This window comes from Streptomyces camponoticapitis (assembly GCF_014646115.1).
GTDB lineage: Bacteria > Actinomycetota > Actinomycetes > Streptomycetales > Streptomycetaceae > Streptomyces > Streptomyces camponoticapitis.
The window spans coordinates 79,199-89,953 of sequence record NZ_BMMV01000032.1; the positions used below are offsets into that span (position 1 = coordinate 79,199).

The following is a 10,755-nucleotide window of genomic DNA, read 5'->3' on the forward strand; positions in this document are numbered from 1 at the left end:
GGGAGCGCGGCCCATGATTCCCGGCGAGATCCTGTACGCCGACGGCGCCGTCCCCCTCAACGAGGGCCGCCCCGTCACCCGCCTCACCGTGCTCAACGCCGCCGACCGGCCCGTCCAGATCGGCTCCCACTACCACTTCGCCGAGGCCAACCCCGGCCTGCGGTTCGACCGCGCGGCGGCGCGCGGCCTGCGCCTGAACGTGGCCGCGGGTACGTCCGTACGGTTCGAACCCGGCATCCCCGTCGACGTCGAACTCGTCCCGCTCGCCGGACACCGTGTCGTACCGGGCCTGCGCGGCGAGGCCGGAGGACCCCTCGATGCCTGAGCTGAGCAGAGCCGTCTACGCCGACCTCTTCGGCCCCACCACCGGCGACCGGATCCGGCTCGCCGACACCGACCTCCTGGTCGAGATCGAGGAGGACCGCTCCGGCGGCCCCGGACTCGCCGGGGACGAAGCCGTGTTCGGCGGCGGCAAGGTGATCCGCGAGTCGATGGGCCAGTCCCGTACGACACGGGCCGAAGGCGCGCCGGACACCGTGATCACCGGCGCCGTGATCATCGACCACTGGGGCGTCGTCAAGGCGGACGTCGGCATCCGGGACGGCAGGATCACCGGCATCGGCAAGGCCGGCAACCCCGACACCATGGACCGGGTCCACCCCGACCTCGTCATCGGACCCGAGACCGAGATCGTCGCGGGCAACGGCAAGATCCTCACCGCCGGAGCCGTCGACGCCCACGTCCACTTCATCTCGCCGACCCTCGTCGACCAGGCGCTCTCCTCCGGCATCACCACCCTCGTCGGCGGCGGCACCGGACCCGCCGAGGGGACGAAGGCCACCACCGTCACACCCGGCCCCTGGCATCTGGCCCGGATGTTCGCCGCCCTGGAGTCGTACCCCGTCAACATCGGACTGCTCGGCAAGGGCAACACGATGTCCCGCGACGCCATGCACTCCCAACTGCGCGGCGGCGCGCTCGGGTTCAAGATCCACGAGGACTGGGGCGCGACCCCGGCCGTCATCGACGCCTGCCTCGGTGTCTGCGAGGAGACGGGCGTCCAGCTCGCCATCCACACCGACACGCTCAACGAGGCCGGATTCGTCGCCGACACCCTCGCGGCCGTCGCCGGGCGGACCCTGCACGCGTACCACTCCGAGGGCGCCGGCGGCGGCCACGCGCCGGACATCATCACGGTGGTGTCGGAGCCGTACGTCCTGCCCAGCTCGACCAACCCGACCCGCCCGCACACCGTCAACACCATCGACGAACACCTCGACATGCTGATGGTCTGCCACCATCTCAACCCGGCGGTCCCCGAGGACCTGGCCTTCGCCGAGTCGCGGATCAGGCCGACGACCATCGCGGCCGAGGACATCCTGCACGACCTCGGGGCGATCTCGATCATCTCCTCCGACTCGCAGGCCATGGGCCGCATCGGCGAGGTGATCCTGCGGACCTGGCAGACCGCCCACGTCATGAAGAAGCGCCGGGGCGCGCTGCCCGGCGACGGCCGCGCCGACAACCACCGGGTCCGCCGCTACGTCGCCAAGTACACCGTCAACCCGGCCGTCGCACAGGGACTCGGCCACGAGATCGGCTCCGTCGAGACCGGGAAGCTCGCCGACCTCGTCCTGTGGGACCCGGCGTTCTTCGGTGTGAAGCCCCAACTGGTCATCAAGGGCGGCCAGATCGCGTACGCGCAGATGGGCGACGCCAACGCGTCCATCCCCACCCCGCAGCCCGTCATGCCCCGGCCCATGTTCGGCGCGACCGGCACGGCCCCGGCGTCCAACTCCGTCAACTTCGTCGCACAGGCGGCGATCGAGGACGCGCTGCCCGAACGGCTGGGCCTCGGCAAGCGGTTCGTACCGATCGAGAGCACCCGCTCCGTCGGCAAGGCGGACATGCGGCAGAACGACGCCCTGCCGCAGGTCGAGGTCGACCCCGACACCTTCACGGTGACGATCGACGGCGATGTGGTCGAACCCGCGCCCGCCGCCGAACTGCCCATGGCCCAGCGCTACTTCCTCTTCTGATGAGCCGCGCCGCGCTGCTCGTCCTCGCCGACGGACGGTTTCCGGCCGGTGGGCACGCCCACTCGGGCGGCGCCGAGGCGGCCGTCCGCGCGGGGCGGCTCACCGACGCCCGGGACCTGGCGGCCTTCTGCCGAGGCCGGCTGCACACCACCGGACTCACCTCCGCCGCGTTCGCCGCGGCGGCCGTGCTCGGCGTCGACCCCCTCGCCCTGGACGAGGCCGCCGACGCCCGCACCCCGTCGCCCGCCCTGCGCGCCACCGCCCGCAAGCTCGGCCGCCAGATGATGCGCGCCGCGCGCGCCACCTGGCCCGGCCCCGGGCTCGACGCACTGGCGGCGGCCCGACCGCGCGGCGCCCACCAGCCGATCGTCCTCGGGCTCGCGGCCCGGTCGGCCGGTCTCGGACCCGAGGACGCCGCCCACTGCGTCCTGTACGAGACGGTCAGCGGCCCCGCCACCGCCGCCGTACGGCTGCTGAGCCTCGACCCCTTCGACGCGACCGGCGTCCTCGCCCGCCTGGCACCCGACATCGACAAGACCGCGCGGCACGCCGTGGCCACCGCGCACCGCGCCGTACGGAAGGGGCCCGGCGCCCTGCCCGCCGCGTCGGCGCCGCTGCTCGACATCACCGCCGAGGCGCACGCGGCCTGGGCGGTGCGTCTCTTCGCCTCGTAACCCCTGACCACGGGCCACCACGCCCCCGCCGCAGGACCACGAAGGAGCCGCACCGTGCACCTCGACCACTCCGACCCGTACACCGACGCGTATCTGGACCCGCACAGCCACGGGGCGGGGGCGGTGCGCCCCGACGGCTCCCGGCGTGCGCTGCGTATCGGTCTCGGCGGGCCCGTCGGCTCCGGAAAGACCGCGACCGTCGCGGCCCTCTGCCGGGCGCTGCGGGACCAGTTGTCCATCGCCGTCGTCACCAACGACATCTACACCCGGGAGGACGCGGCGTTCCTGCTGCGCAACGCCGTGCTGCCGGCCGAGCGGATCCAGGCCGTCGAGACCGGTGCGTGCCCGCACACGGCGATCCGCGACGACATCTCGGCCAACCTCGAAGCCGTCGAGGATCTGGAGGACTCCGTCGGCCCGCTCGATCTGATCCTGGTCGAGTCCGGCGGCGACAATCTCACCGCCACCTTCTCCAAGGGGCTCGTCGACGCGCAGATCTTCGTCATCGACGTCGCCGGCGGCGACGACATCCCGCGCAAGGGCGGCCCCGGCGTCACCACCTCCGACCTGCTGGTGATCAACAAGACCGACCTCGCTCCGTACGTCGGCTCCGACCTCGGGCGCATGGCGTCCGACGCCAAGGAGCAGCGCGGCGAACTGCCCGTCCTGTTCACCTCGCTCACCGGCCCGGACGGGGTGGCGCCGGTGGCCGAGTGGGTACGTGCCCGATTCGCCGCCTGGACCGCATGAGCGTCCACGCCACCGCCCGGATCACCGCCGCGCCCGACGGCCGCGGGGGAACGGCACTTCCGGTGCTGGAGAGCGACGGACCACTCGCCCTGCGCCGTACGCGCGCGGCGGCGGCCGTCCCGGGCACGGGTACCGGCCTGCCCGCCCGCGTCACCGTCGTCGGCGCGATGAGCGCGCCGCTCGGCGGCGACCGGCTCGCCCTGGAAGCGGTCGTACGGGACGGGGCCGCGCTCACCGTCGACGCGGCCGCCGCCATGATCGCGCTGCCCGGCCACCGGACCGGCGACGGGCCCGCCGACCACGCGGGCTACGACATGCGCCTCACGGTCGGCGAGAGCGGCGTACTGCACTGGCTGCCCGAACAGCTCATCTCGGTCACCGGGAGCGACCTGCGGACACACACCCGCGTGGAACTCAGCCCCACCGCCCGGCTGGTACTGCGCGAGGAACTCATCCTCGGCCGGCACGGCGAGGCTCCCGGCACCGTCACCAGCCGGCTCACCGTGCACCGTGCCGGCCGCCCGCTGCTGGACCAGCAACTGGCACTCGGCCCCGGCGCATCCGGCGGATGGGACGGCGGAGCGGTCATCGGCGGCCACCGGGCCGTCGGCCAACTCCTGCTGGTGAGACCGGAGTTCGAGGAGAAGCCAGTAGCCCCGCGGCTGCTCGGTGACACCGCCGTGCTCACCCCGCTCGCCGGTCCCGGAGCCCTGGTGACCGCGCTCGCCCCGGACGCGCGTGCCTTGCGCCGGGTCCTGGACGACGCCCTGGCGGAGCTGTACCGCTGAGCGGAACCAGCGGCCCGGCTATCGGTTCGGCAAAGAATTGCCGGTTTGGCCTGTTCTCAACTGGCACACAGACGAAAGGATCCCCCTCGGTAACCCTACGAACAGCGTCGCGTCGTGCGGCGCGTCTTACAGGGGGAGGTACCACTTGAGACGCACAGCAGTGCTCGGCTCGGCCGGCACTCTGCTCGCGGGCACGCTCATAGCGACCACGCTCGCCGCCACGTCGGCGAGCGCCGACGGCCGCGCCGACAGTGGCAGAGCCGCGCAGAGCAAGGAACAGAAGGCACGGAACGCCCAGGCGGCCGGCGCCGAGGTGGCCGCGGCACGCGCGGCCAAGAAGGGGATCGACTGGGCGGACTGCCCGGCCGACTGGTCCCTGGAGAAGCCGATCCAGTGCGGCTACGTGAGCGTCCCGCTCGACTACGCCCGTCCGAACGGCAAGCAGATCAAGATCGCCGTCGACCGGATCGGCAACACCGGCACCAAGGGCGAGCGTCAGGGCTCGCTCGTCTACAACCCCGGTGGCCCCGGCGGTTCCGGCATGGCGTTCCCGCGCCGCGTCGTGACCAAGAACGCCATCTGGGCGGATGCCGCGAAGGCGTACGACTTCGTCGGGTTCGACCCGCGCGGGGTCGGGCGCTCGACGCCCATCTCCTGCGTCGACCCGCAGGAATTCGTCAAGGTTCCCAAGGCCGACCCCGTTCCCGACAGCGAGGCCGACAAGCGCGCCCAGCGCAAGCTCGCGGCCGAGTACGCGGACGGCTGCAAGGAGCGCAGCGGCTGGATGCTGCCGCACATGACGACGCCCAACACCGCGCGTGACCTGGACGTCCTGCGGGCCGCGCTCGGCGACAGGAAGCTCAACTACGTCGGCGTCTCCTACGGCACCTACCTGGGCGCCGTCTACGGCACGCTCTTCCCGTCCCATGTACGGCGCATGGTGCTGGACAGCGTGGTCAACCCGTCGAAGGAGAAGATCTGGTACCAGGCCAACCTGGACCAGGACGTCGCCTTCGAGACGCGCTTCGACGACTGGAAGAAGTGGGTCGCCGAGAACGACGCGACGTTCCACATCGGCGACACCGTCGCCAAGGTCGAGAAGCAGTGGGACAAGCTTCGCGCCACCGCCAAGAAGGAGCCGATCGGCGGCGTCGTGGGACCGGCCGAACTCATCGGCCTCTTCCAGAGCGCCCCGTACTACGACTCCAGCTGGGTGCCGGTCGCCGACACCTGGAGCAAGTACCTGGCCGGGGACACCCAGGCGCTCGTCGACGCCGTCGCGCCCGATCTGTCGGACACGGTGGGCAACGCGGCCGCGGAGAACAGCAACGCGGTCTACACCGCCGTCGAGTGCGCCGACGCCAAGTGGCCCACCAGCTGGCGCACCTGGGACCGGGACAACACCCGGCTCCACCGCGACCACCCGTTCCTCACCTGGGCCAACGCCTGGATGAACCTGCCCTGCGCCACCTGGGGCGTGGAGCAGCAGACACCGGTCGAGGTCCGGACGGGCCGGGGGCTGCCGCCCGTACTGATCGCGCAGTCCACGCGCGACGCCGCCACCCCGTACGGGGGCGCGGTCGAGCTGCTCAAGCGGTTCAAGGGCTCACGCCTGATCACCGAGCGGGACGCCGGTTCGCACGGCATCACCAATCTCGCGAACCCGTGCATCAACGACCGGGTCGAGTCGTATCTGCTCAGCGGCGAGCTCGACAGCCGCGACGTGACGTGCGCACCGCACGCCACGCCCAAGCCGTGACGGCCTAGTCGGGTCGCAGGGCACGGGAAGCACCGGTGAGAGGGAGGGGGCGACGGCCGAAGACGGCCGTCGCCCCCTCTCGCACGTCCGGCGCGGCGGCGTCTCCGGCGCGGCGGCGTCAGCGGCGCAGGCGCGGGAACTTCCTCCCCGCCGACCGCTGGGCCTCCTCGGCCTTCACATCGGCGGCGTACCGGTCCACGTACTCCTGCCCGGACAGCCCGAGGATCGCGTACATGATCTCGTCGGTGACCGCACGGACCGCGGCCTTCTGGTTCTCCAGGCCCGCGTAGCGCGAGAAGTCCAGCGGCTCACCGAAGCGGATCGTGACCCGCTTGATGCTGGGGATCTTCTGACCGGGCGGCTGGATCTCGAACGTACCCACCATCGCGCACGGCACCACCGGGACCTGCGCCCTGATGGCCATCACCGCGACGCCGACCTTGCCCTTGTAGAGCCGCCCGTCGTGCGAGCGCGTGCCCTCCGGGTAGATCCCCAGCAACTCGCCCTTCGCGAGCACCCCGAGCCCCTCCCGGATCGCCGCCTGGCCGGCTTCCTTGCCGGACCGGTCGACCGGGATCTGGCCCACGCCGCGGAAGAACGAGGCGGTGAGACGTCCCTTGATACCGGGCCCGGTGAAGTACTCGGCCTTCGCGAGGAAGGTGATCCGACGCTTGATGATCGCGGGCATCAGGAAATGGTCGGAGAAGGAGAGATGGTTGCCCGCGAGGATCGCGGCACCGTCCGCCGGTATGTGTTCGAGCCCCTCGATCCGCGGCCGGAAGAGCAGGCGCAGCAGGGGGCCCAACAGCACGTACTTCAGTACGTAGTAGAACACGGCGTTTCTCCCACTCTGCCGGACCGGCTGCGTCGGTGTCCGCCTGATCACAGCACACGGAGGGAGTCCAGTCGATCCGTGGGCGGGGGTCGTATCCGGTTCGGACACGGTCCCGCCGCCCCCGGCGGCAGCGGCGGTGCGATCAGGCGCGGGGCGGCGCGGGCACGATCAGCTGGGAGATCGCGGCGATGACCTCGGCGGGGCGCGCCGTCAGATAGAAGTGGTCGCCCTGGAAGACGCGCATGGTGAACCCGCCCGTGGTGTGGTCGCGCCAGCTGCCGGCCTCGTCCAGCGTGCTCAACGGGTCGGCGTCGCCCACGAAGACATGGATCGGGCAGGAGACCCGCGGGGTGCCGGACGGCCGGTAGGTCTCGATGGCCTGGTAGTCGGCGCGCAGGGCGGGCATGATCAGGCGGTGCGTGTCGGGATCGTCGAAGACGGCCGCGTCGGTGCCGCTGAGCGCCTGGACATTGGCGATGATCGCCGCGTCACCCTGGCGGTGGAGGGTCTCGTCACGGAACCGGGACGGCGCGCGCCGGCCGGACAGGATGATCCCGAGAGGGGACCGGTCCAGCTCCCGTTCCATCAGCCGGGCCACCTCGAAGGCGACAGCGGCACCCATGCTGTGGCCGAAGAGCCACGTCCGGTCCAGATCCTCCGGTGGAAGCTCACGGAATATCGCCGCCGCGAGGTTCTCCACATTGCCGATGGCCGGTTCCGCGTAGCGGTCCTGACGCCCCGGGTACTGGACTGCGAGAACCTCGACCTGCCCGGAGAGCGCCCGGGAGACGGGGAAGTAGTAGCTCGCCGCACCGCCCGCGTGGGGGAAGCAGATCATCCGGGGCGACGTCCGGTCGGACGGATGAAACTCTCGAATCCAGTTCGAGGCGTTGTTGCTGGATATGGCGGCCATCAATCAAGTTCCTCGGATCGGTCCGACTGAAGTCTCTGCCTCAGGCTACGTTCAGCGTTCATGTGCGTGCGGGCGCCTGACGACCCCTGCCGGCCCCTATCGCGCCCTCCCTCCGGGGGTCGCTCCGGCTGCCCGCAAGGGCCGCTCGTTCCGCCGAAGAGCGTCCCCGGCGGTCATCGGATTAGGGGGAGGGGCAGGGGAATTAGGGGGTCGATCCGCTGGAAGGGCGGTGCGGGAGGACCCTTCAATGAAGGTGTGACGGTAGCCGACAGTTGGCTCGCCCCTGGTGCCCGCCGTCGCGCGCCAGGCGTACGACGGTACCCGCATCGCCGTGGAAATGCCGTCTCCGGCGAACGGGAGAAAGCACGGACGCAGCTGTTCTCGGAGCACCGGAGGGAAATCATGCAGCCCAACCACGTGGCCGACACGCGAGTACAGGAACCCGTCGCCCTGACGTCCGCCGAACACCTCGTGCGCGTCGTCAGAGGCGCACCGGGGGAGATGGAACTCGCCGCGCTGCTCGCGGTGCTCTCCGCCCTGACCGGAACCCGGGAACAGGTCGTCGCGGACTCCGCCGCCCGGCAGAGGCGTAAGTCCGGCTGGGGCGAGATCCGTTACACACCCCCGGGCGCCTGGACCGCCGGCCGTGAGAGGGAATGGCGGCACTGAGCCCCGCCGGCCCTACGGGACACCGGGGGCGCGGTGCGTGCCGCCCGAGATCCCAACCGCCGCGCGGGGCCGACCCCGTACCCCGTGTGACAGATCAACTCCCGCCGTGATCAACGCGCCGACGCCGGGCCGAGAGGCCCGGCGCAGTCGGCGCGCAGTCGTTCGCGGGGGCCGGAATCCCGCCCCGCGCTTGCGCGCCGGCGTGCTCTCCCGCACCCTGCCGACACCGGGTACGGGAGAGAAACGGAATCTCGGCAACTCCCGTTCATGACGTCTCCGAGCTAGGGCTGGACGTCGACCGGGGGCGTATCCGGAACAAGGCGGCGGAGCCCGGTCCTTGGGGCCGGGACTTGCCGCCCGAGTGACCCAGGCGCACCCCGTCGCGGCCGGTGTGCGCCCTACACCGGTCCGGACGGCAGGGGGCGGAAGCCGATGGTCGGGCCGGGCCAAGGGGTCGGGGCACGTTAGGGGCGATCAGGGGTTGGGGGGTCTTTTCACCCTGCGTAACGTTCCCGGCAAGCGCGCGTCGTAAGTGTCGACGCCCTTTCGACCCGGGGTGGCTTTGGTGAGCAACCAGGAGAAGCTTCTTGACTACCTCAAGCGCGCGACCACGGACCTGCGCACAGCCCGCAGACGCGTCGCCGAGCTTGAGCAGCGTGACCAGGAACCGATCGCCATTGTCTCGATGGCCTGTCGCTACCCGGGTGGAGTGAACTCCCCCGAGGATCTGTGGCGGCTCGTGGACGACGGTGTCGACGCGGTCTCCGAATTCCCGGAGGACCGTGGCTGGGGCGTGGAGAACATCTACGACCCCGAACTCGGCAAACCCGGGAAGACCGCCTCCCGTATGGGCGGATTCCTTTACGACGCCCCCGACTTCGATGCCGAGTTCTTCGGCATCAGCCCGCGCGAGGCGACCGGCACCGACCCGCAGCAGCGGCTGCTGCTTGAGACGTCGTGGGAGGCGCTGGAGCGCGCCGGGATCGCTCCCGACTCGCTCAAGGGCAGCGCGACCGGCGTCTATGCCGGGGTGATGTACCACGACTACTCCGGCGGCAGTAACGGAGGCAGCATCGTCTCCGGCCGGGTGTCCTACACGCTGGGCCTCGTCGGCCCCGCGGTGACCATGGACACGGCGTGCTCGTCGTCGCTGGTCGCCCTGCACATGGCGATCCAGTCGCTGCGTTCCGGTGAGACCTCGCTCGCCCTCGCGGGCGGTGTCACGGTGATGTCCACCCCCGAGATGTTCATCTACTTCAGTGAGCAGCGCGGCCTGGCCACGGACGGCCGCTGCAAGTCGTTCAGCGCCGCCGCCAATGGCATGGGCTGCTCGGAAGGTGTCGGGGTTCTCGTACTGGAGCGGTTGTCGGACGCGCGTCGTCTGGGGCATCCGGTGCTCGCGGTGGTGCGGGGGAGTGCGCTGAACCAGGACGGTGCCAGCAACGGTCTGACCGCCCCCAACGGCCCCGCGCAACGGCGTGTGATCAAGCAGGCGTTGGCGAACGCGGGTCTGTCGGCGGCGGATGTGGACGCGGTCGAGGCGCACGGCACGGGTACGACGCTGGGTGACCCGATCGAGGCCCAGGCGCTGCTGGAGACGTACGGGCAGGGGCGCCCGGAGGGCCGGCCGCTCTGGCTGGGGTCGATCAAGTCGAACATGGGTCACACGCAGGCCGCGGCGGGTGTCGCGGGGATCATCAAGATGGTTCAGGCGATGCGTCACGGCAAGCTCCCCCGGACGCTGCATGTGGACGAGCCGACGCCCCAGGTCGACTGGGAGACCGGCGATGTCCAGCTGCTGACGGAGGCACGGGACTGGCCGAGCGAGGGCCGTCCGCGCCGCGCGGGTGTCTCGTCGTTCGGGATCAGCGGAACGAACGCGCACGTGATCGTCGAGGAAGCCGTACCGGTCGAGGAAGAGCCGGTCGAGCGGCGGGAGTTGCCGGTCGCGCCGGTGCTCGTGTCGGCGAAGACGCCGGCCGCGCTGGAGACCCAGATCGAGCGGTTCAAGCCGCTGATGGAGGACGGGAACCCCCTCGACCTGGCGTACTCGGCCATGACGGGGCGTGTGGTCCTGGAGCACCGTGCGGTGCTGGTGGGCTCCGAGACCGTGATCGGCTCGGTCACCGAGGGCAAGGTGGCGTTTCTGTTCACGGGGCAGGGGAGTCAGCGTCTGGGGATGGGGCGTGAGTTGTATGAGTCGTTCCCGGTGTTCGCGACCGCGTTCGATGAGGTGTGTGGGGTTCTTGATCCCGTTGTCCGTGAGGTGATGTGGGGTGATGAGGAGGCGTTGAGTCGTACGGAGTTCACTCAGCCGGCGATTTTCGC

General features: G+C 71.0%; 10 protein-coding genes. 8 read left to right on the forward strand and 2 right to left on the reverse strand.

Going from position 1 to position 10,755, the window contains the following annotated elements:
- The first annotated feature begins 13 nt into the window (after positions 1 to 13).
- The 6 genes from IEY79_RS33495 to IEY79_RS33520 all read left to right on the forward strand — a co-directional run bounded on the left by IEY79_RS33495 (position 14) and on the right by IEY79_RS33520 (position 6,010).
- Positions 14 to 325, forward strand: coding sequence for an urease subunit beta (locus IEY79_RS33495; protein WP_189111416.1), 312 nt, complete (start codon positions 14 to 16; stop codon positions 323 to 325).
- Positions 318 to 2,039, forward strand: a complete 1,722-nt coding sequence (locus tag IEY79_RS33500) for an urease subunit alpha (RefSeq protein ID WP_189111417.1) — start codon at positions 318 to 320, stop codon at positions 2,037 to 2,039. The genes IEY79_RS33495 and IEY79_RS33500 overlap by 8 nt, the downstream gene beginning before the upstream one ends.
- Positions 2,039 to 2,713 carry an urease accessory protein UreF gene (locus tag IEY79_RS33505; protein WP_189111418.1) on the forward strand — a complete coding sequence of 225 codons (675 nt, stop codon included), beginning with the start codon at positions 2,039 to 2,041 and terminating at the stop codon, positions 2,711 to 2,713. Before IEY79_RS33500 ends, IEY79_RS33505 begins: the two co-directional genes overlap by 1 nt.
- A 54-nt stretch (positions 2,714 to 2,767) precedes the next feature.
- Positions 2,768 to 3,463, forward strand: coding sequence for an urease accessory protein UreG (gene ureG, locus IEY79_RS33510; protein ID WP_373292677.1), 696 nt, complete (start codon positions 2,768 to 2,770; stop codon positions 3,461 to 3,463).
- Positions 3,460 to 4,251, forward strand: coding sequence for an urease accessory protein UreD (locus IEY79_RS33515; protein WP_189111419.1), 792 nt, complete (start codon positions 3,460 to 3,462; stop codon positions 4,249 to 4,251). Before ureG ends, IEY79_RS33515 begins: the two co-directional genes overlap by 4 nt.
- Positions 4,252 to 4,396: 145 nt before the next feature.
- Positions 4,397 to 6,010 (forward strand): alpha/beta hydrolase, encoded by a 1,614-nt coding sequence (locus tag IEY79_RS33520; protein WP_189111420.1) that lies wholly within the window; start codon positions 4,397 to 4,399, stop codon positions 6,008 to 6,010.
- A gap of 118 nt (positions 6,011 to 6,128) precedes the next feature.
- Here the strand turns inward: IEY79_RS33520 and IEY79_RS33525 are convergent, their stop codons facing one another.
- Together IEY79_RS33525 and IEY79_RS33530 are read right to left on the reverse strand one after the other, a co-directional pair.
- The gene (locus tag IEY79_RS33525; protein WP_189111421.1) at positions 6,129 to 6,845 is read right to left on the reverse strand and encodes a lysophospholipid acyltransferase family protein; all 717 of its coding nucleotides are present in this window, start codon (positions 6,843 to 6,845) and stop codon (positions 6,129 to 6,131) included.
- 142 nt (positions 6,846 to 6,987) lie between these two features.
- Positions 6,988 to 7,758, reverse strand: a complete 771-nt coding sequence (locus tag IEY79_RS33530; protein WP_189111422.1) for a thioesterase II family protein — start codon at positions 7,756 to 7,758, stop codon at positions 6,988 to 6,990.
- Positions 7,759 to 8,160: 402 nt separating this feature from the next.
- Here IEY79_RS33530 and IEY79_RS33535 point away from each other — a divergent pair, with 402 nt between their 5' ends.
- Positions 8,161 to 8,427 (forward strand): acyl-CoA carboxylase epsilon subunit, encoded by a 267-nt coding sequence (locus tag IEY79_RS33535; protein WP_189111423.1) that lies wholly within the window; start codon positions 8,161 to 8,163, stop codon positions 8,425 to 8,427.
- Positions 8,428 to 8,992: 565 nt separating this feature from the next.
- On the forward strand, positions 8,993 to 10,755 hold a 1,763-nt coding region (locus IEY79_RS33540), incomplete at its 3' end, for a type I polyketide synthase (protein WP_189111424.1).